Source organism: Nocardia aobensis NBRC 100429 (assembly GCF_000308375.1).
Classification (GTDB): domain Bacteria; phylum Actinomycetota; class Actinomycetes; order Mycobacteriales; family Mycobacteriaceae; genus Nocardia; species Nocardia aobensis.
Genome location: NZ_BAFQ01000162.1, coordinates 60,241 through 80,009, shown reverse-complemented (window position 1 = coordinate 80,009; position 19,769 = coordinate 60,241). Strand labels below are relative to the sequence as shown.

18 protein-coding genes and 1 tRNA gene are annotated in these 19,769 nt (G+C 67.9%); 10 read left to right on the top strand and 9 right to left on the bottom strand.

What is annotated here, in order from left to right:
- Positions 1–414: 414 nt before the first annotated feature.
- A complete protein-coding gene (locus RJ03_RS38485) occupies positions 415–1,287 on the top strand; it encodes a DUF4393 domain-containing protein (RefSeq protein ID WP_036505185.1) in 873 nt (290 codons plus the stop codon).
- Positions 1,288–1,376: 89 nt separating this feature from the next.
- Positions 1,377–1,937 carry a nuclear transport factor 2 family protein gene (locus RJ03_RS21420; RefSeq protein ID WP_036505183.1) on the top strand — a complete coding sequence of 187 codons (561 nt, stop codon included), beginning with the start codon at positions 1,377–1,379 and terminating at the stop codon, positions 1,935–1,937.
- Positions 1,938–1,955: 18 nt separating this feature from the next.
- On the opposite strand, the gene RJ03_RS21415 is transcribed toward RJ03_RS21420, so the two are convergent.
- Together RJ03_RS21415 and RJ03_RS21410 are read right to left on the bottom strand one after the other, a co-directional pair.
- Complete coding sequence (locus RJ03_RS21415) at positions 1,956–3,575, bottom strand: peptide chain release factor 3 (protein ID WP_036505182.1); 1,620 nt, start codon at positions 3,573–3,575, stop codon at positions 1,956–1,958.
- Between the two features lie 135 nt (positions 3,576–3,710).
- Positions 3,711–4,265, bottom strand: coding sequence for a TetR/AcrR family transcriptional regulator (locus RJ03_RS21410; RefSeq protein WP_036505244.1), 555 nt, complete (start codon positions 4,263–4,265; stop codon positions 3,711–3,713).
- A gap of 234 nt (positions 4,266–4,499) precedes the next feature.
- On the opposite strand from RJ03_RS21410, the gene RJ03_RS21405 reads away from it, so the two are divergent.
- The 4 genes from RJ03_RS21405 (at position 4,500) to RJ03_RS21390 (ending at position 7,777) form a co-directional block, all read left to right on the top strand.
- Positions 4,500–5,162: a lysophospholipid acyltransferase family protein gene (locus RJ03_RS21405; protein WP_036505180.1), complete on the top strand. Its 663-nt coding sequence runs from the start codon at positions 4,500–4,502 to the stop codon at positions 5,160–5,162.
- 281 nt (positions 5,163–5,443) lie between these two features.
- Positions 5,444–6,052: a 50S ribosomal protein L25/general stress protein Ctc gene (locus RJ03_RS21400; RefSeq protein ID WP_036505178.1), complete on the top strand. Its 609-nt coding sequence runs from the start codon at positions 5,444–5,446 to the stop codon at positions 6,050–6,052.
- Between the two features lie 22 nt (positions 6,053–6,074).
- Positions 6,075–6,653 (top strand): aminoacyl-tRNA hydrolase, encoded by a 579-nt coding sequence (gene pth / locus RJ03_RS21395; protein WP_036505176.1) that lies wholly within the window; start codon positions 6,075–6,077, stop codon positions 6,651–6,653.
- A 26-nt stretch (positions 6,654–6,679) separates the two neighbouring features.
- Positions 6,680–7,777 carry an ADP-ribosylglycohydrolase family protein gene (locus RJ03_RS21390; RefSeq protein WP_036505175.1) on the top strand — a complete coding sequence of 366 codons (1,098 nt, stop codon included), beginning with the start codon at positions 6,680–6,682 and terminating at the stop codon, positions 7,775–7,777.
- A 12-nt stretch (positions 7,778–7,789) separates the two neighbouring features.
- Here RJ03_RS21390 and RJ03_RS21385 read toward each other — a convergent pair whose 3' ends face one another.
- On the bottom strand, positions 7,790–9,436 hold the full coding sequence (locus tag RJ03_RS21385) for a fatty acyl-AMP ligase (RefSeq protein WP_036505174.1): 1,647 nt from the start codon (positions 9,434–9,436) through the stop codon (positions 7,790–7,792).
- Positions 9,437–9,584: 148 nt separating this feature from the next.
- Positions 9,585–10,772, bottom strand: a complete 1,188-nt coding sequence (locus tag RJ03_RS21380; RefSeq protein WP_036505173.1) for an aminotransferase class V-fold PLP-dependent enzyme — start codon at positions 10,770–10,772, stop codon at positions 9,585–9,587.
- A gap of 354 nt (positions 10,773–11,126) precedes the next feature.
- Between RJ03_RS21380 and egtA the strand changes: the two genes are divergently transcribed.
- From egtA to egtD, 4 genes are read left to right on the top strand one after another with little or no spacing between them, the layout of a single operon-like run.
- Positions 11,127–12,413, top strand: a complete 1,287-nt coding sequence (gene egtA / locus RJ03_RS21375; RefSeq protein WP_036505172.1) for an ergothioneine biosynthesis glutamate--cysteine ligase EgtA — start codon at positions 11,127–11,129, stop codon at positions 12,411–12,413.
- A gap of 58 nt (positions 12,414–12,471) precedes the next feature.
- Complete coding sequence (gene egtB / locus RJ03_RS21370; protein WP_036505171.1) at positions 12,472–13,809, top strand: ergothioneine biosynthesis protein EgtB; 1,338 nt, start codon at positions 12,472–12,474, stop codon at positions 13,807–13,809.
- Entirely contained in the window at positions 13,809–14,654 is an 846-nt protein-coding gene (egtC, locus tag RJ03_RS21365) for an ergothioneine biosynthesis protein EgtC (RefSeq protein WP_051025010.1), read from the top strand. Before egtB ends, egtC begins: the two co-directional genes overlap by 1 nt.
- On the top strand, positions 14,651–15,622 hold the full coding sequence (gene egtD / locus RJ03_RS21360) for an L-histidine N(alpha)-methyltransferase (RefSeq protein ID WP_036505168.1): 972 nt from the start codon (positions 14,651–14,653) through the stop codon (positions 15,620–15,622). The genes egtC and egtD overlap by 4 nt, the downstream gene beginning before the upstream one ends.
- Positions 15,623–15,649: 27 nt before the next feature.
- Here egtD and RJ03_RS21355 read toward each other — a convergent pair whose 3' ends face one another.
- The 5 genes from RJ03_RS21355 to RJ03_RS21335 all read right to left on the bottom strand — a co-directional run bounded on the left by RJ03_RS21355 (position 15,650) and on the right by RJ03_RS21335 (position 19,670).
- Positions 15,650–16,285: a DUF2461 domain-containing protein gene (locus RJ03_RS21355; protein WP_036505166.1), complete on the bottom strand. Its 636-nt coding sequence runs from the start codon at positions 16,283–16,285 to the stop codon at positions 15,650–15,652.
- A 61-nt stretch (positions 16,286–16,346) separates the two neighbouring features.
- Positions 16,347–16,697 carry a hypothetical protein gene (locus tag RJ03_RS21350; RefSeq protein WP_245552348.1) on the bottom strand — a complete coding sequence of 117 codons (351 nt, stop codon included), beginning with the start codon at positions 16,695–16,697 and terminating at the stop codon, positions 16,347–16,349.
- A gap of 233 nt (positions 16,698–16,930) precedes the next feature.
- Positions 16,931–17,911 carry a ribose-phosphate diphosphokinase gene (locus RJ03_RS21345; protein WP_030515237.1) on the bottom strand — a complete coding sequence of 327 codons (981 nt, stop codon included), beginning with the start codon at positions 17,909–17,911 and terminating at the stop codon, positions 16,931–16,933.
- Positions 17,908–19,398, bottom strand: a complete 1,491-nt coding sequence (glmU, locus tag RJ03_RS21340; RefSeq protein ID WP_036505162.1) for a bifunctional UDP-N-acetylglucosamine diphosphorylase/glucosamine-1-phosphate N-acetyltransferase GlmU — start codon at positions 19,396–19,398, stop codon at positions 17,908–17,910. The genes RJ03_RS21345 and glmU overlap by 4 nt, the downstream gene beginning before the upstream one ends.
- 201 nt (positions 19,399–19,599) lie before the next feature.
- Positions 19,600–19,670 (bottom strand) — tRNA-Gln (locus RJ03_RS21335).
- Positions 19,671–19,769 lie beyond the last annotated feature (99 nt).

The window sequence follows — 19,769 nt, the reverse complement described above, 5'->3', positions numbered from 1 at the left end:
CCCTCCTGCCGACCCCTTACCGGTGACCGCCGTCACACCGGCACTACAACGTACCCCGTCGGCCAGGCGAACCTTACTGTGAATTCCGGAAACGGGTCCAATTGGCGACTGTAGCGACGCGGCCGGAGGCGGCAGCCTGCGTAACCACGGAGGCCGCCGCGGAAGTCGCGATCCAATTCGGGTGGGAAAGCTGTACGCGGTAGCGTATGGCGGAGACTTCGATCACATGGCGTGATCGGAATGTCGCACCGGACAGCGGCAGCCGCAAGAATGACCGGAACCACATTCATGCCGCTATCGCTGGGCGGGTGTCGGCGCTCATGGCCGAGAGCCGCCGAACATGGCCGGTGGCCTTCGGGGTGCGGTAAGAATATGTGAGCGGACTCGTTCACCTGGCGATATTCGGAGAATGACGTGACAGACGACAGGACCGGACAGGATGTGGTCCGACCCGGTTCCCGCGCTGTGGAACGCAGCTCGGACGTGGAGAAGCGGCAGATCAGCAACGAAGCCCGCATGATCCGCGGCGTCTTCCGGGCTGCCGGCCTGGCTGCCGGGACCGCGGTCCGCGGCGGCCAGTGGGCGGTCGGCACCGGCCTCGAGGTCACCAAGCAGATCGCCCAGGCCGCGCTCGACGGTGAATCCTCCACCGAGATCGCCGAACGTACCGGAGCCGCACTGCAGTCCGTCGCCCGCAGCGTCCTCGGCGTCACCGAGGGTTCGGTGCGCGAGATCGTCAGCTACGTCCCCACCAACGGCCAGGCGCCCGGCCCGTCGGCCGGCGGGCTGGTCCGCTCGTCGACCCTGGCCGATCTGCGCCGCCGCGGCGACAACCTGCTCGCGCGCTCGGCCGACGTGTACTTCACCGAGGAAGTGCATCCGGCCTACGACCGCATCCTCGATCAGCTGTCCTCGGACGAGGCGCGGATTCTGCGGTTCATGGCCATCAACGGGCCACAGCCCTCGGTCGACGTGCGCACCAACCGGCCGCTCGGGATCGGTTCCGAGCTGGTCGCGGGAGATCTGACCTCGGTTCCGGAGCAGGCCGGCGTGCGGTATCCGGACCGGTCGCGGCTGTATTTGATCAATCTGAACCGCCTCGGTCTGCTGACCACCTCCGACGATCCGGTGGTGCTGAGCCGTTATATGGTGCTCGAGGTGCAGCCGATCGTGGAATCGGCGCTCAAGCAAGCCGGCCGGGTGCCCAAGATCGTGCGAAAGAGCTTGCGCCTCACCGAATTCGGCGAGGACTTCTGCAAGACCTGCTTCACCATCAACGGGTCCTGACCTGCGACTGCCGGTCAACGGTGTGTAGCGATCCGATACCTATTTTCCGATCTGCGCAGATTCGCCGGATCCGGTGGGATTGTTGAGGTATGGATTCCGATGCCGTCTCCGCGATCAGCCGGCTGAAGTTCCGGTACCTGAGAGCGCTCGACACCAAATCGTGGGAAGACTTCGCCGACACGATGATCCCGGAGGCGACGGCGACCTACAGCGAGTACCTGCAGTTCGAGTCGCGTGATGCGTTCCTGGCATTCATGCGCAATACCCTCGGGCCCCACGTCATCACCGAACATCGGTGCGACCATCCCGAGATCGATATCGACGGCGATGCGGCGACCGGCACCTGGTACCTGGCCGACACCGTACTCATCCCCGGTCACAACATGCTGCTGCGCGGGGCGGCGTTCTACAACGACCGGTATGTGCGCTGCGACGACGGCCATTGGCGCATCGCCCACACCGGCTACGAGCGGACCTACGAGGTCGTGCTGTCGCTGTCGGACCTGCCGAGTCTGCGCCTGACCGCCAGCCGGTGGGGTGTGATCACCGGGGAGACGGGTTCGGCGCCCGATATCCCGGCCGTGGTGTCGAATATCGAGGACACTCCGGGCGGGCCGGTCGAGGAAGAACCGGACGAGGCGATCGGGTAATCGTCTCCCCCCGGCCGTTCAGTCCGCGGTCGCGACGAGCGGTTCCAGCGTCAGTTCCGGCATTTCCTTCTCGATGTACTGCAGCCGCCACTTGTCGCTGAACAGGGCCAGGATGACGCCGTCGCTGCGGGTGAAGACCTCGACCCCGCGCTGGCGGTCCAGCTCCGCCGACGAGGCGGCGTCGGTACGCCGGGCCAGCTGATAGGGCAGGAAGTCCAGCTGCGTTTCGACGTTGAATTCGGCCTGCATGCGGGCGGTGACCACCTCGAACTGCATCGGGCCGACCGCCGCGAGGACGGGGGAGGCGTCGCCGCGCAGGTCGTTGCGCAGCACCTGCACCACGCCCTCGGAGTCGAGCTGATCGATGGCCTTGCGGAACTGCTTGTACTTGCCCGCGCTACGCGCGCGCAGGGTGGCGAAATGTTCCGGCGCGAAGGACGGAATCGGCGGGAATTCGACCTTCTTGTCCACGAACAGCGTGTGGCCCGGAGCGAGCGCGGTCGCGTTGACCAGACCGACCACATCGCCCGGATAGGCGGTGTCGACGGTGGCGCGCTCGCGGCCGAAGACGGTGAGCGCGTATTTGGTCGCGAACGGGCGTCCGGTCTGAGCGTGCGTGACGACCATGCCGCGCTCGAATTCCCCGGAGACGATGCGCATGAACGCCAGCCGGTCGCGATGCGCGGCGTCCATTCCGGCCTGCACCTTGAACACGACCGCGCTGAACGGGTCGGCCGGTTCCCGGGGCGAGCCGTCGACGTCGGCCCGGGAACCGGGTGGCGGGGCCAGCGCCACCAGCGTGTCGAGCAGTTGCCGCACGCCGAAGTTCAGCATCGCCGAGGCGTAGATGACCGGCGAGGTCTGCCCGGCGAGGAACAGTTCCTGATCGTGGTCCTGGCCGGTGGCCGAGAGCAGTTCGCTCTCCTCGGCCGCGGTCTCCCACGGTTCGCCTTCGCGGGCGGCGGCCTGGTCGGGCGTGTACGACTCCTCCGGCGCGATGGTCGCGCCACCCGCGGTCCGGGTGAAGTGGATGTATTCGGTGGCGGCGCCCTCGGGACCGCGGCGCAGCAGCCCACGGAAATCGCCCGCGATGCCGACCGGCAGGAACAGCGGCGTGGGGGTCAGGCCGATCCGCTCGCTGATCTCGTCGAGCAGTTCCAGCGGCGCCCGTCCGGGACGGTCCCATTTGTTGATCACGGTGATCACCGGGATGCCGCGGTGGCGGCACACCTGGAACAGTTTGAGCGTCTGCGGCTCCAGGCCCTTGGCGGCGTCGATGAGCATGACCGCGGCGTCGACGGCCGTCAGCACCCGGTAGGTGTCCTCGGAGAAATCGGAGTGGCCGGGCGTGTCGACCAGATTGATCACGCATTCGCCGTATTCGAACTGCAGCGCCGTCGAGCTGACGGAAATACCGCGCGCCTTCTCCATTTCCATCCAGTCGGAAACGGTGGATTTCCGGCCGGATTTCCCGTGAATGGCGCCGGCCTCGGAAATCATCTTCGCGTGCAGGGCCAAGGCCTCGGTCAGCGTCGATTTACCCGCGTCCGGATGCGAGATCACCGCGAAGGTGCGCCGCCGTTCCGCCTCCTGCGCCACCCGCCCGGATGTGGTCGTGCTGGCTGAGGGGGAATTCACCGATCGGCTCCTCTTCGCGGGACAGGGCAAAGCATCAGAATACGTGAGTGAGCGGCTTCGGCTCGCACCGGGGACGGCGGCGGTCCAGGGAAACTGCCGGTCAGGACGGGTGCGCAGGCCCCATCGCGGTCCTGGTCAGTCGGACAGGTGCTGGGCGACCGTGCGCAGCACGAGCCGGTCCAGGTCGATGCCCGGCGCGATCAGTTCCACACTCCGGTTCGCCACGAGGGTGGCGATGCCGTGCAGATTCGTCCACAGCCCGAAGGCGCGTTCTTCCGCACGGTCACGCACGCAGTTCGCGACCAGCTCCGCCCACGTCCGGTAGATCGGAATCGTCTTGCGGCGCAGGTTCTCTCCCGAGCCTTGCAGCAGATCGTGTCGGAACATGAGGGTGAACATCTCGGGCCGCCGTGCCGCGAAGTCGATGTATTCACCGGCCATCCGGTCGATTCGCACCCGCGGGATCTCGCTCTCGTGTGCTGCGAAACGCTCACTCAGATCTGCGAATCCGTGCACCGCGACGGCGGCCAGCAGAGCGTTGTGGGTCGGGAAGTACCGCCGCGGCGCGCCGTGCGACACCCCCGCCTCCCGGGCGATGGCCCGCAATCCGAGCTGTGCGGCACCGACCTCCTCCAGCAACCCCACACCCGCACTCACCAGCCGTTCCCGCACCGGTTCGTCCACACCCATGCCGCACATTGTCGCGTGCGGGTTCCGCCCCCGTTCGGCAGCGGTGCCGGTCGCATGGCGATTCGGCATTCGCGGGCGGGTGCGTGGGTCGAGTGACGGGGCCACCGCACGGCATCGATTACCGGGGACGGCTCCCACCGGTACGGAGTGTGACGAGAAGCGACATGACCGCGTAGACATTGTCTACTAGACTTGTAGGTAGACAGTGTCTACGACCTGGCGCGGAGGGTATGTATGTGGTATCGGCTTTTGAAGTTCGTTCTGATCGGACCGGTGCTGCGGATCCTGGGGCGGCCGAAAGTCGAAGGGCTGCATCATGTTCCGAAGGACGGTCCGGTGATCATCGCGGCGAATCATCTGGCCGCGATCGACTCCCTCTATCTGGCGCTCGTGCTGCCGAGGCGGATCACCTTTCTCGCCAAGAGCCAGTATTTCGACGAGCCGGGGTGGCGCGGGCGGATCAATCGCTGGGTGATGACGGCGACCGGGCAGGTGCGCGTCGATCGCTCCGGTGGTTCCGCCTCGGCGGATGCGCTCGCCGCGGCGGTCGGGATTCTGGAGTCGGGCGGGGTGTGGGGCATTCACCCGGAAGGGACCCGCTCGCCGGACGGCCGGGTCTATCGCGGCCGCACCGGGGTGATCCGGGTGGCGATGCAGACCGGCGCGCCGGTCGTGCCGGTGGCGCTGAACGGCACCGATCTGGTGAATCGGCGTGGGCGGCGGCTGCTGCGTTTCGGCAAGGTTCGCATCGTCTTCGGTGCGCCTCGCACCTTCCTGCCGGTCGATCGGGACGCGGTCCGCACCGCGACCGACGACCTCATGGTGGAATTGGCGATGCGTTCGGGCCGCCGCTACGTGGATTGCTACGCGGCGCACTTCCGCGCCGGATCCGCCTGAACCGGCCGGGGCCGAGGGTGCGGAAGTTTGCCCGTCCGGCGTGCATTACCGCATCGGGGTGCTGCGCGGAAGCGATTTCCGCTACATGCTATTGTTCTCAGGTTGTCTCGGCGAGGGTGTCGCACCCAGTGCGCACCGTGATCGACGCGGCTCGGCTTCCGGCCGTTGTCGTGCGGTCATCGCCCGACGAGCAGACCCTTTCGTCAGGGCCGTCCGAATTCAGGACAGTACCTGGCCAGCACACCGTCCGCCCCGGAAAGCCGTAGGAGAGTATTTCAGTCATGTCCGACGTCAGCGTTCTCGCAGCTCAGACCCGCACCGAATTCGGCAAGGGCGCCGCGCGCCGCACCCGTCGCGACGGCAACGTTCCTGCCGTCCTGTACGGCCACGGCGAGGCGCCGAAGCACCTGGCCGTCAACGCCCAGGCCTTTGCCGCGATCCTGCGTGAGCACGGCACCAACGCCGTCCTGAACCTGGAGATCGACGGCAAGAAGCAGCTGGCCATGACCAAGTCCGTGGTCGTGCACCCGATCCGCCGCTACATCGAGCACGCCGACCTGCTGATCGTCAAGCGTGGCGAGAAGGTCGTCGTCGACGTGCCGGTCGCGCTGGCCGGCGACGCGGGCCCGGGCACCCTGGTCACCCAGGAGGCCACCACCGTGTCGATCGAGGTCGACGCGCTGAACGTGCCCGAATCCATCGAGGTCTCGATCGAGGGCGCCGAGGCCGGCACCCAGATCACCGCCGGTCAGGTCGAGCTGCCGAAGGGCGCCGCCCTGTCCGGTGACCCGGAGGCGCTGATCGTCAACATCATCGTCGCTCCGGCCGCCGAGGCCGTCGAGGGCGAGGGTGAAGGCGAGGCCGAGGGCGAGGCCGAGAGCGCCGAATAATTCGGTCGTTCAACGGGTTTCGATGACGGAATCTACTGCCCCCGCGCTCGTGGTGGGGCTGGGTAATCCCGGGCCCGAATACGAGCGCACCAGGCACAATGCCGGTTTCCTGGTCGCCGATGTGCTCGCCGAGCGCATCGGCGGCCGGTTCACCGTCCACAAGAAGTCGGGCGCCGACCTCGTCGAGGCCCGGCTCGACGGGCGCAAGGTGCTGCTGGCCAAGCCGCGCACCTATATGAATCTGTCCGGCCGCCCGGTCGCGGCGCTGGCCCGGTTCTTCTCGGTCCCGCCCACCGAGGTCATCGTCGTGCACGACGAACTGGATCTGCCGTTCGGCAGCATCCGGCTCAAACGCGGCGGCGGTGAAGGTGGTCACAACGGGCTGCGTTCGATTTCGAATGCCTTGTCCACCAAGGACTATCTGCGGGTGCGGTTCGGTGTGGGCCGCCCGCCCGGCCGGCAGGATCCGGCCGATTTCGTGCTCAAACCGTTCTCCGCGCCCGAACGCAAAGAGGTTCCGGTGCTGGTCGAACAGACCGCCGACGCGGTGGAGTTGCTGCTGCGCGTGGGTCTGGAAACCGCCCAGAACCAACTGCACTGAGCGATCCTCTGCGAAGATCGGTGGCCGTGCAGGACTACACGACGATTTTCGATCGGTATCGGGGCACGCTGCTGGGCGGGGCGGTCGGTGATGCGCTGGGCTGGCCGATCGAATTCCTGAAACTCGAACAGATCCGCGACCGGTTCGGGGCCGACGGGCTCACCGGATTCGCCCCGGCGGCAGACGAATCCGCGCCCAGGCAGATCACCGACGACACCCAGATGACGCTGTTCACCGCCGAGGGACTGTTGCGGTGTGCTCCGGGGGCGGATCCGGCGCCGGCCCTGCGCCGCGCCTATCTGCGCTGGCTGCGGACTCAACGCGAACACGCGCCCAACCCGCGTCCCGACGGCTGGCTGGCGAGTCTGCCCTATCTGTACGCGGTGCGCGCACCGGGCAACGCGTGTATGCGCGGGCTGAACCGGCAGGCGCAGAGTTATCGCGAACCACAGCCCTTCGGCGTCCCGGGGCCGGTGAACGAGGATTCCAAGGGATGCGGCACGGTCATGCGGTCCGCGCCGTTCGGATTGGCCGCCCTCGGACCCGAGGCCGCCTTCCAGGCGTCGGCGCGGTGTGCCCAGCTCACCCACGGCCATCCCACCGGATATCTGGCCGCGGGGGCGTTCGCCGCCCTGATCGACCGGCTGGTGAACGGCGCCGATCTGCGAACGGCGGTGCAGGACACCACGAGTCAGGTCGAGGTGATGGCCGGTGGCGCGGAAACCGCCGTCGCCCTGCGCAAGGCCGTGGCTACCGCAGACGCGGGCGCCGGAACCTCGGAGGGCGTGGAACAGGTGGGTGCGGGCTGGGTGGCCGAGGAATGTCTGGCCGTCGGGGTCTACTGCGCGCTGGATGCCGAGCGCACCGGGGATGTGCGCCGCGCATTCCTGTTGTCGGTCAACCACTCCGGTGATTCCGATTCCACCGGTGCGGTGGCCGGCAATATCCTCGGCGCTCGCCACGGCCTCGACGCGCTGCCGCTGGATTGGTGCGGTGCGGTCGAGGGCCGCGACGATCTGGCCCGCGTCGCCGACGATCTGGTCGCCGCTTTCGTGTACCGAGACCGGAAGCCCCTCGGCGACCGCTATCCGGTGGACGCGTCGGAAGATCCGGTACCGCGGTAACTCTCGTGCCGATCAGCTCAGATGCGCCGCGGTGGCGGAGCGGCGCAACTTGCCGGAGGATGTCTTCGGCAGCGCGCCCGGGCCGAGGACGGTGACGCTGCGCGGGCGGGCGCCGACCGCGGTGAAGACCTCGTGCACGACGTCGTGCTCGATCCGGCGCACCGTCTCGGGATCCTGAAAGTCGTTGCTCTCCACCACGACCGCGAAACTCTCGCGTTTCTGCCCGGCGTCCAGGCGCACCGCGACCGCGTTGCCCGGCCGCACCCCGGCGACGCGCAGCGCGGCGCGTTCGATATCGGTCGGGAAGATGTTGCGCCCGCCCATGATGATCACGTCCTTGATCCGGCCGCAGACCACCACGGATCCGTCTTCGGTCACGTAGCCGATATCGCCGGTGTCGAGCCAGCCCTCGGCGTCGCGAGCGGGCCGGAAGCCCTCGACGGTCACATATCCGGTGGTGACCGCGGGTCCCCGCACCTCGAGCACGCCCACCGTTCGGGTCGGCAACGGCCGGTGTTCGTCGTCGACCACCCGGATCTCGAGATTGTCCACCGGGCGGCCCAGCAGCGGCAGGCGGCGCAGATTGCCGTGATGGGCCGCCGGATCCGTCGCCGGAACCGCCTTGCCGAGCGCCTCGAGCAGATCCGCGTCGACGATGTCGACGACCTGCCCGACGCCCGGATCCGGAATCGACACCGCCAGTGTCGTTTCGGCCATGCCGTACACCGGCGTGAGCGCGGACGCGCTTAGCCCGAAACGTTTCCCGGCCGCCGCGAGGGCGTCCATCGTGTCGGGATCGACCGGTTCGGCGCCGTTCCACATGTACCGCACGCTGCTCAGATCCACGATGCCGTCCTCGGCGCGCGCCAAGCGGCGGGTCAGCAGCGAATAGGCGAAATTGGGTGCGGCCGTGACCGTTCCGCGGTATTTCGAGATCAGTTCGGCCCACAGGATCGGCCGTTTCAGGAAATCCATCGGCGTCACACAGACGACCTCGGCGCCCAATTGCATCGGCACGCTGAGGAATCCGACCATGCCCATATCGTGGAACAGCGGCAGCCAGCTGACCATCACGTCCTGATCGAGCTGGAACTTCACCCGATCGAACATGGCGTACGCGTTGACGTAGAAGTTCTCGTGGGTGATTCGCACCGCCTTCGGCGATCCGGTGGAACCGGAGGTCAGCTGCTGGAGCGCGATATCGGATTCCTCGGTCGGCACCGGATCGGTGTCGGGTCCGGTGGCCAGCTCGTCGGTCAGGACCACGGTGATGCCGCGTTCGGCCAGCAGCGGCGCCGCCACCTCGAACGGCGCGCCCAGCACCACCGCGCGGGCCTCGATCATCCGCAGCACGGTTTCGGTGTCGCGGGCCCACAGTTGCAGATCCGTGCGCGGCGTCGGCTGATGCAGCATGGTGATCGACGCCCCGCGCATCCAGATCGCCTGGCAGGCCGGTGCGATATCGGCGGGCATACCCGCCAGCACACCGACGGCGTCGCCGTGCTCGATCCCGGCCGCCGCGAGCCCGCCGGCCATTCGCCGGGCGAGGCGGTGGATCTCGTCCCAACCCCGGCGCAGCGGCGTCTCCGGCTCCCCGGTGATCAGCCCCCGGCGGGAACGTTGTGCGGTCGCGAACATTTCCTCGGTGAACCGGCTCACCCTCGAACTCCCGTCTCCACCCGACCGGCGGTCGGCACATCTGCACTATCTCGGTGCGCGGGCGCGGCGTTAGCCGGCGCCGGAGCGTGATCGTTTCAGCGTCGCACTACGAATAACACGATGAAAATCGGAACTCGGTTCGGCCGCCTCAACCCGCGAGGCGGTCGACGGTCTCGAGGAAGCGATCGAGCTCCTCGAGGGTGACGAAGCAGTGCGGCGAGGCTCGCACCACCGATTCGAGCCGACGCGCGGACATGTCGAGCAACGTGGAGCTACGGTAGCTGACCGTCACCGTCATGTCGGCGGCACGCAGCGTCTCGCGCACCTCGCCCGGATCGACGCCCTCGACGGTGAACGAGACGATGCCGGAATGTTCGGTTCCCAGGTCCCGCACCGTGATTCCCCGGATCGACGGCAGATTCTCGCGCAGATGCCGCGCCTTGGCGGCGACATCGGCATAGACGTTCTCCGGTCCCAGATCCAGCAGGTAGTTCACCGCCGCGCCGAGACCCAATCGCGCCGCCACGTCGCATTCCCAGAATTCGAAGCGGCTCGCATCGGAGGCCACACGGTAGTCCTGCGGCCCGGTCCACGCGGCGCTGTGCAGGTCGAGGCGGCTGGGTTCGAGTTCGCGGCAGACGTCCGGGTGGACGTAGAGGAAGCCGGTGCCGCGTGGGCCGCGCAACCACTTCCGGCCGGTGGCCGACATGGCATCGACGCCCAGCTCCGCGACGTCGATGCCGATCTGACCGGCGGATTGGCAGGCGTCCAGCAGGACCAGCGCACCGACGCGATGGGCGATGCGGGTGGCCTCGGCGACCGGGTTGACCAGTCCGCCGTTGGTGGGGGCGTGCAGCAGCGAGACGATCTTCACGCGGTCGTCGAGCATGCTGTCGAGGGCCACCAGGTCGATCTGCCCGGTCTCGTCGCTGGGAATGGCCTCCACGGTGGCACCCGCCGCCCGCGCCCGCTGCAGAGCCGCGATCACATTGCTGGCGTAGTCCGAGCCCGAGACCAGAATGCGATCGCCCGGCCGCAGCGGTACGGCGTAGAAGAAATCCGACCAGGAACGGGAGGCGCTGTCGCTCAGGGCGATCGCGGAGGCGTCGGCGTTGATCAGTGTGGCGATCGCGGTCTTGACCGCCGCCAGATCGTCGAGCCGCTCCGAGGCGGCGCGATATCCGCCGATCTCGGCCTCGCGCCGCAGATGCGCCACGGCGGTGTCCACGACGATCCGCGGGGGGAGCGAGGACCCCGCGCTGTCGAGGAAGACCGGCGGCGGTCCGGCGGTGTCGTAGGCGGGTATGTCGGCGCGCAGTCGGTCAATATCGAGCACCCTGTCGACGGTAGGCCATCGTCGGCCGCCGACGCCCGAGGCCGTCCCGGGAACCGGCCGGATCAGCTGCGCGGGCGCCGCCGCCGAGGGGGCCGGCGAGAGGCGAAACAGCGGCGGCCGGCTGGGGCTGTGGTGCTGGTGGTGCCGCTGCGAACAGCATGTTCACCGTTTCGACGGATTCTGTGTCGGTGCGCGCGGCTACCCTGGTTCGAGCGACGGAAGAACCGGGCGCGGTCTCTCGTTGCACTGCTACACGCAATACCGGCACTCGGTCGATGCGGCACTGTCGCCGATATCGGCTCCGGGTGGGCGGAACGCGGTGGGTGATCCCCGTAGGCTCGAGCGGAGGTTGGCATGGCGGTAACGGTGGACAAGGCGCCGGCCGGATTGGGTGCCGGTTTGTCTTCGCGCGCCGCGGCGGAGGCCTATGTGGGAGGTGTCTGTTTCAAACAGGGCCCGCCCACGCTGATCGGTGCCGAACTGGAGTGGCTCACCGCTCGCGGGGAGCTGTCGGCGCCGGATTCGCGTCCGCGTCTGTCGATGTTCGCGGATGCGCTGGGGCCTTATGCCCCGCAGTCTGTTTCGCCCGATTCACCCGCCAAAGCACTTCCCGGTGGCAGCCGGATCACCCTCGAACCCGGTGGCCAGATCGAATTGTCCAGCGCCCCCTTCGCCGATGCCGCGCAACTCTGCGCCCGGCTGCTCGAGGATTCTCGCTTTCTCTCCGACTTGCTCGAAACCCGATCCATCCGAACGTATTCCGCCGCCGCCGATGCCGGTCGGCAGGCCCGCCGGGTGCTTCGCCTGCCGCGTTATCGCGCGATGGAACGGGCGTTCGCGGGCCTCGGCCCGTACGGCAAGCTGATGATGTGCAATACCGCCGCCACGCAGGTCAGCGTGGACGCGGGGGCCGACCCCGCCGAGATCGCGGCCCGCTGGAACGCGCTCTACGCGGTCGGTCCGGCTCTCGTGGCGGCCTTCGCCTGTTCCCCTGATCTGCACGGTGCTCCCACCGGCGCCTGGGCGTCGCAGCGGATGCGCACCTGGTTGCGGCTCGATCACGCCCGCACCCGGCCGCCGGTGCGGAGCTGGGCCGATCCGGTCACCGACTACGGCCGCTGGGCGCTGGACACCCCGCTGCTGTGCGTGCGGCGCGGCCCCGCCGAGGCGGATTGGACGGCGCCGCCCGGCGCCACCTTCGCGGATTGGCTGTGCGGTGCGCTCGACGACGAGATCGGCCGCCGCCCGGAGGTCGAGGATCTCGACTACCACCTGACCACGGTCTTTCCTCCCGTGCGCGCGTCCGGACATCTGGAGGTCCGCTATCTGGACGCACAGCCGGGTGAGCAGTGGACCGTGCCGATCCACGCCATCGATGCGCTGATGTCGACTCCGGCGGTGGTCGAGGAGGCGACCGCGCTGGCCGAACCGGTCGCCGACGAATGGGCCTCGGCCGCCCGCTGTGGCCTGGCCGACCCCCAGATCCGTTCCGTCGCGGTCGAACTGCTGACCCTCGCCGCCGAGCATGCCCGCAGCGACGAGGCCGCCGAGCAGATCTGGGCCGCGGTACGGCGATGTCGCAGCGGGCGCATTCCGGACGGGGAGATTGCCCGCTGCGCACCCGCCGAGACGGCCGAATGAGTACGACCGGCGCCTCGGTGCGACGAGGCCGCCGGGCACGACCCTTGGGAGAGCACTGATGACCGTTCACACGGGAACCGATCACGCCGCCACCGAGCGATTACGCGCACAGATCGCGGAGGTCCTGACTCGCGCCCGCGCCCGCACGACGGTGCTGACCGAGGCGGTCGACGAGGCCGAACTGGTGGCCCAGCATTCGCCGCTGATGAGCCCGCTGGTGTGGGATCTGGCGCATATCGGCAACCAGGAGGAACTGTGGCTGGTCCGCGATGTCGGCGGGCGTGAGCCGGTCCGGGCCGATATCGACCACCTCTACGACGCCTTCCGGCATGCCCGCGCCGACCGCCCTGCGCTGCCGCTGCTGAATCCCGCGCAGGCACGCGGGTACGTGGGCACGGTGCGGGACAAGGTGCTGGATGTGTTGAATTCCAGCCCGTTGCGCGGAAACCGCCTGGTGGACAGTGGTTTCGCCTTCGGCATGATCGCCCAGCACGAACAGCAGCACGATGAGACCATGCTCGCCACCCATCAGCTGCGCGCCGGCGCCGCGGTGCTGACCGCCGCGCCCGCACCGGGAGCGCGTGTCGCGGTCGGCGACGAAGTCGTGGTGCCCGCGGGCGAATTCACCATGGGCACCTCCTCGGATCCGTGGGCCCTCGACAACGAGCGGCCCGAACATCGTGTGCACCTGCCCGGCTTCGCGATCGATGCGGCGCCGGTGACGAATGCGCAATATCTGGCGTTCATCGAGGACGGCGGTTATCACCGGCCCGAGTTGTGGTCACAGCGGGGCTGGGCCCACCGGATGGAGGCCGATCTGACCGCGCCACAGTTCTGGGAGCGCGACAGCGACAATCGCTGGTGGCGGCGGAGTTTCGGGACGCCGGCGCCGGTGCGCCCGCAGCAGCCGGTGGTGCACGTGTGCTGGTTCGAGGCCGAGGCCTACGCCAACTGGGCGGGCAAACGCTTGCCCACCGAGGCCGAATGGGAGAAGGCCGCGCGGTTCGATCCGGCCACCGGGCGATCCCGTCGATATCCCTGGGGCGACGCCGAACCCGACGACACCACCGCCAATCTGGGGCAGCGCCATCTGGAACCGGCCGATGTCGGCGCCTATCCGGCCGGTGCGTCGCCGTCCGGGGTGCATCAGCTGATCGGCGACGTATGGGAATGGACCGCTTCGGGTTTCGAGCCGTACCCGGGATTCGCCGCCTTCCCCTACCGCGAATATTCCGAGGTGTTCTTCGGCGGTGACTACCGCGTCCTGCGCGGCGGATCCTTCGGCACCGACCCGGTCGCCTGCCGCAGTACCTTCCGCAACTGGGACCACCCGATCCGTCGGCAGATCTTCTCCGGCTTCCGCCTCGCCCGCGACCTGCGACCGGACGAGCGCTGATGTGCCGACATCTCGGCTATCTGGGACCACCGGCTCCGGTCGGTGAACTGCTCACTCGCGGAACGCATTCGCTGCGCACCCAGTCGTGGGCGCCGAACGATATGCGTCACGGGGGAACCGTCAACGCCGACGGTTTCGGGGTCGCGTGGTGGACCGGTGAAGGAGCCGCGAGCCGCTACCGCAATGCCGCACCGATCTGGACCGACCCCGTGGTGGAGGAGGTGCTGCCGCAACTGTCGTCACCGGCGGTGCTGGCCGCGGTGCGTTCGGCCACGGTCGGCATGCCGGTGGAGCGGACCGCCTGCGCCCCGTTCACCGACGGCGGATGGGCGTTCAGCCACAACGGCGTGATTCAGAACTGGCGCACGGTGTTACCCGTGGTGGCAAAGCAATTCGGGTCGCCGGATCTGCTGGATGCCGAATCCGCGACCGATTCCGCCGCGCTCTGGGTAGTGCTGCGCGCCGCCTTGGACGGAATCGGCGCACTGTCGCCGTCGTTCGAGGGACGCAGCGAGTCCGACGCCCGGCTCCGGGCCGTCGCGGCGGCCGTGTCGGCGACGGTGCGCGCCGTACTGGCGCAGGCGCCGAGCGCGCGGCTGAACCTGCTACTCGGGGACGGCGAAACACTGTGGGCGACAACTGTTCACCACTCGCTGTCGGTGCTGGTCACCGACGAGGTCGCGGTGGTTTCCTCCGAACCGTACGACGACGATCCACGCTGGCAGGCGATCACCGACCGGCAGGTGGTGACGGTGCGGCCCGGTCTTCTCGTGGTCGAGCCGCTGGACACAGCACAACCCACTCTCTCCGCAGGACCTGATGAATCCGAAAGGGCCCGTTCATGAGCGAACCGACGCTGGACATCCATCTCACCGACGACGATCTCGACGCTGCCCTGCGGTCGGACGCTCGGACCGGACTCACCGCCGATCCGAAGACGTTGCCGCCGAAGTGGTTCTACGACGCGCGCGGTAGCGAACTGTTCGAAGCGATCACCGAACTTCCGGAGTACTACCCGACCCGCACGGAGCGCGCGCTGCTGGAGCGCGTGGTCGGCGATATCGCACGCACCGCCCAGGCCGAGGTGCTGGTGGAGCTGGGCGCCGGCTCGGCGGCCAAGACACGTCTGCTGCTGTCGGCCCTGCTGTCCGAGGGCCCACTGAAAACCTATGTGCCGCAGGATGTGTCGGTCTCGGCGCTGCGCGGTGCCGCCGAGCAGATCGGTACCGAATTCCCGAATCTCGCGGTGCACGGGGTGGTCAGCGATTTCACCGAAACCCTGCACAATCTCCCGCGCGGTGGTCGGCGGATGATCGCATTCCTCGGCGGCACCATCGGCAATCTGGTTCCGCAGGAGCGGGCCGAATTCCTGGCCGGCATTCAGCAGGTCCTCGAACCGGGTGAGCAGCTGCTGCTCGGGGCCGGCCTGGTCACCGATCCGGCGGTGCTGGTGCCCGCCTACGACGATGCCGCGGGCGTGACGGCCGAATTCAATCGAAATGTCCTGCACGTGTTGAACTCTCGGCTGCATGCCGACTTCGACCCGGAAGCCTTCGCGCATATCGCGCACTGGGACGCGGAGAACGAGTGGATCGAGATGCGGTTGGCGGCGACCCGGGATATGACGGTCACCGTTGCCGATCTCGACCTGGTCGTGGACTTCGCGCAGGGTGAGCAGATGCGCACCGAGATCTCGGCCAAGTTCCGCGTGGACGGCCTCGGCCGGGAACTGGACAGCGCCGGATTCGCCACCGAAGAGGTGTGGAGCGATCCGGACGAGCGTTTCGTGCTGGTCCTGGCCGAACGACGCTGATCGCCCGGCCCGGATTGTCCGCCGGGGTCAGTTGCCGATGACCGCGGCCAGCCACTCGACGACGGGCCGCAGATCCTCCCACGCGGCCCGGACTTCGGTGGCGGCGCGGGGTGTTTCCAGCCAGGGCGGCGCGCCGAAGTCCTTGTGGACCACCAGGGATTTGTGGCGCAGCAGGTCGATGCGTGGATGGTCGGCGGGAAATCCCTTGGGCCGGGTCTTCAGTTGCTCCCCGCCGATCACATAGCCGACCGCCGCCACCCCGTCCAGCAGCGCCCGCAATTCGTGACCGCGCACCTCGTCGTCGATCGTGGTGCGCAACCGCGCGAGCTGCTCGGGCGTCGGCGCGTACACCCCACCGGCCACGTACAGTCCGGGCGCGCCGATCTGGACGTACCAGCCCGCTCCCGGGGCGGTGCGGACCACCGCGCCCTGATGGTCCTTGTAGGGCGCCTTGTTCTTGGAGAACCGCACATCGCGATACGGCCGGAAGATCTTCGCCGGTCCGAAGTCGTTCTCCAGTTCCGTGGTCAGCGCCACCATAGGCGCCCGCACGGACTGCTCGTAGACATGCTTGTTGGCGGTCCAGAAAGCCTTCGAGTTGTCGGCTTCCAGATCCTCGTAGAAGTCGAGCCCGGCGAACGGGAACCCCGCGAATCCGCTCATACCGCCAACTTAGCGACCGCCGCGGACACGTTCCGCGGCGCCCGCCCCGACCGGGCGCCGCTCAGTCGCCCGGCTCGTCGACGACCTCGATGGCGGCGACTTCGGCGGGCCGCTCGTCCTCGTCACGCAACTCCTGACGATGCCGGCGCCGAGTCCATTCCTGGTCGAGTTCGCTGCGGATCCCCAGGCGGCCGTCGTCGTCGTTCTCGTGATACCTGATTTCCAGGTCGGCCGGCGGATCATCGATGTAGCGCTGATATTCGCGGATCTCGTCGGCCTGTTCATCGTCCCCGAGGTCGTAGTCCAGGTCTTCGCGCTCGTCATCGCCCATCTCGAACACCTCGTCCATCAACGGGTAAGTGTCGTCGTCGGCCATCAGCCCACCCTTCTCGCAGGCCGGCACACTCGACATTCGCGGTGCACCCTACAACCAACGCTACCGCTGATCACGACAGAAGAGGAGAGAACAACCCCCAGAACAAATCAGTCGCCCCGTCGGATAGTCACCCGACGGAACGACCGATTTAGCAAGAACATGGGTAACTCCCCGGGCACGCCCAAAAACCGACACGCACCCAAGGAGAGACCGACGGCTAACCCATCGCCCACCCAACGACACGCTGAATACGCGGAGAGGCGGGGGAGCTACGCGGAGCCGTTGAACAGGCCCGTCACCGAGCCGTTCTCGAAGACCTCCCGGATCGTCCGCGCCAGTAGCGGGGCGATCGACAGCACGGTCAGCGAGGGGAACTTCTTGTCCTCGGTGATCGGCAGGGTGTTGGTGACGATGACTTCCTTGGCTCCGCAGGAGGCGAGGCGCTCGGCCGCGGGGGAGGACAGCACGCCGTGGGTGGCGGCGATGACCACATCGCCGGCTCCGGCCTCGCGCAGCACGCGTACGGCCTCGGCGATGGTGCCACCGGTGTCGATCATGTCGTCGATCAGGATGCAGGTGCGGCCGGCGACGTCACCGACGGGACGATGCGATTTGACCTGGTTCGGCACCAGCGGGTCGCGGGTCTTGTGGATGAACGCCACCGGCGCGCCACCGAGCGCGTCGGCCCACTTCTCGGCCACCTTCACGCGACCGGCGTCGGGGGAGACGATGGTGACGTTCTCGGTGCTGTAGTGGTTGCGCACGTACTCCGACAGCTGGACCAGGGCGTGCATGTGGTCGACCGGGCCGTCGAAGAAGCCCTGGATCTGATCGGTGTGCAGGTCGACGGTGATGATGCGGTCCGCGCCGGCGGTCTTGAGCAGATCGGCGACCAGGCGGGCGGAGATGGGCTCGCGACCGCGGTGCTTCTTGTCCTGGCGGGCGTAGGGGTAGAACGGCAGGACGGCGGTGATCCGCTTGGCCGAACCGCGCTTGAGCGCATCGATCATGATGAGCTGTTCCATCAGCCACTGGTTCAGCGGAGCCGGAAAGCTCTGCAACACAAAGGCATCCGAGCCGCGCACCGACTCTTCGAAGCGAACGAAGATCTCGCCGTTGGCGAACTCGCGGGCGGTTTGCGGCGTGATCGCGACGTCGAGTTCCTTCGCGACCTGCTCGGCCAGTTCGGGGTGAGCGCGCCCCGAGAACAGCATCAGGTTCTTCTGGTTATCGGTGGAGAACGCGGTCACTCTGTGTTGCCATCCTTTTGCTCGGTTGCCTGACTCGCTCTGTCATCGGCCGCGATCGCCTCCGCCGCCGCCTGCGCCGCGGCCGTCCCGGGACGATACCGCTGCACCCAGCCCTCAATGTTCTTCTGCGCCCCGCCGGATACTGCCAGCGCTCCCGGCGGAACATTTCTACGCAGCACAGTACCCGCTGCCGAATATGCGCCATCGCCCACGGTCACCGGCGCGACGAACATCGTGTCGCTGCCGGTGCGCACATGCGAACCGACGACGGTGTGGTGTTTCTTCACGCCGTCGTAGTTGACGAACACGCTCGATGCGCCGATGTTGCTGTACTCGCCGATGGTGGCGTCGCCGACGTAGGTCAGGTGGGGGACCTTCGAATGCGCGCCGATCGAGGCGTTCTTGGTCTCCACGAATGCGCCGATCTTGCCGGATTCGCCGACGATCGTCCCCGGACGCAGATAGGCGAACGGCCCGATCGTGGCGGCGGCGGCGATGGTGGCGCCCTCGCCGTGGGTCCGGACCACCTTCGCGCCCTCGCCGACGAGCACATCGGTCAGGGTCGAATCGGGTCCCACCTCGGCATCCTCGCCGATCACGGTGTTGCCGAGCAGTTGGACCCCGGGGCGCAGCACCGCGTCGCGGCCGATGCGCACACTCGCGTCCACCCAGGTGGTGGCCGGATCGATGACGGTGACTCCGGCGCGCATATGGCGCTCGAGGATGTAGCGGTTCAGGGTGCGGGCCGCCTGCGCCATCTGCACCCGGTCGTTGACGCCGGTGACCTTGGCGGCATCGACCAGGCGCGCGCCGTGTACCGGATGGCCGCCCTCGCGCGCCAGCTTCAGGACATCGGTCAGATACAGCTCGTGCTGGGCGTTGGCGGTCGTCAGCCGGCTGATCATCGTCCGCAGCACGGTGACGTCGAAAACGTAGACGCCGGAATTGACTTCGTTGATCGCCGCCTGCTCCGGGGTGGCATCGGCGTGTTCGACGATCTCGAGGACGCCGCCGTCGGGATCGCGCACGATCCGGCCGTAACCGTTCGGATCCTCGGGAACGAAGGTCAGAACCGTGACCGCGGAACGCGGTTGATAACTGCGATGCTCGTCCAGCAGCGCCGAGAGAGTGTGCCCGTCCAGCAGCGGCACATCGGCGGAGGTCACCAGCAGATCCCCGGTGAAGTCCGCGGGCAGAGCCGACAGGGCGCACTGCACCGCGTGCCCGGTACCCAGCTGCTGTTCCTGTACCGCGGAGGTGATCTCGCGACCCAGTTCTGCCGCAACGGAATTCACCGCGGCGCCGACCTGTTCGCGGTCGTGGCCGATCACCGTGATCAGGTCGGTGGGGTCGATCTCGTTCGCCGCGTGCAGGGCGTGCTCGAGCATGCTGCGCCCGGCGAGCGAATGCAGCACTTTCGGTGTCTTGGACCGCATTCGAGTTCCGGCACCGGCGGCAAGAACGACGACGGCGGTCTGCTGTGGCATGGATCTCCCTCGGCTGCCTGTCATCGTGCTGGTCTGCGCTGTCTTTTGCCTGCGGCTGTCTCTGCCTGCGCCGGGCCTTCGCAGGCTCGGTCTGCGGCGGGCTCGGCGGCCGGCCGTCCGCCCACACCCTAGTCCACCCGGGCCTGAGCACCGGCTCGGGGCTTTGCCCGATATTCACGCAGGTCACAGCCCCATCGCCAGCTCCGCCGCCAGGACTCGAACCTGAACTAACTGAACCAAAATCAGTGGTGCTGCCATTACACTACGGCGGATCGTCGCACCGATGAACCCCATGGATCCACCGCTGCGCCACGGCATGCGCGCAATATCCTCGCACGTTTCCCCACCGCTTCGCGAATTACGGGCAGATT

Excerpts from the sequence above, each read along its gene's own strand:
- RJ03_RS21420 (WP_036505183.1), top strand. The coding sequence starts at position 1,377 with ATGGATTCCGATGCCGTCTCCGCGATCAGCCGGCTGAAGTTCCGGTAC.
- RJ03_RS21410 (WP_036505244.1), bottom strand. The coding sequence starts at position 4,265 with ATGGGTGTGGACGAACCGGTGCGGGAACGGCTGGTGAGTGCGGGTGTG.
- RJ03_RS21405 (WP_036505180.1), top strand. The coding sequence starts at position 4,500 with ATGTGGTATCGGCTTTTGAAGTTCGTTCTGATCGGACCGGTGCTGCGG.
- RJ03_RS21400 (WP_036505178.1), top strand. The coding sequence starts at position 5,444 with ATGTCCGACGTCAGCGTTCTCGCAGCTCAGACCCGCACCGAATTCGGC.
- pth (WP_036505176.1), top strand. The coding sequence starts at position 6,075 with ATGACGGAATCTACTGCCCCCGCGCTCGTGGTGGGGCTGGGTAATCCC.
- egtA (WP_036505172.1), top strand. The coding sequence starts at position 11,127 with ATGGCGGTAACGGTGGACAAGGCGCCGGCCGGATTGGGTGCCGGTTTG.
- egtB (WP_036505171.1), top strand. The coding sequence starts at position 12,472 with ATGACCGTTCACACGGGAACCGATCACGCCGCCACCGAGCGATTACGC.
- egtC (WP_051025010.1), top strand. The coding sequence starts at position 13,809 with ATGTGCCGACATCTCGGCTATCTGGGACCACCGGCTCCGGTCGGTGAA.
- egtD (WP_036505168.1), top strand. The coding sequence starts at position 14,651 with ATGAGCGAACCGACGCTGGACATCCATCTCACCGACGACGATCTCGAC.
- RJ03_RS21355 (WP_036505166.1), bottom strand. The coding sequence starts at position 16,285 with ATGAGCGGATTCGCGGGGTTCCCGTTCGCCGGGCTCGACTTCTACGAG.
- RJ03_RS21350 (WP_245552348.1), bottom strand. The coding sequence starts at position 16,697 with ATGTCGAGTGTGCCGGCCTGCGAGAAGGGTGGGCTGATGGCCGACGAC.
- glmU (WP_036505162.1), bottom strand. The coding sequence starts at position 19,398 with ATGCCACAGCAGACCGCCGTCGTCGTTCTTGCCGCCGGTGCCGGAACT.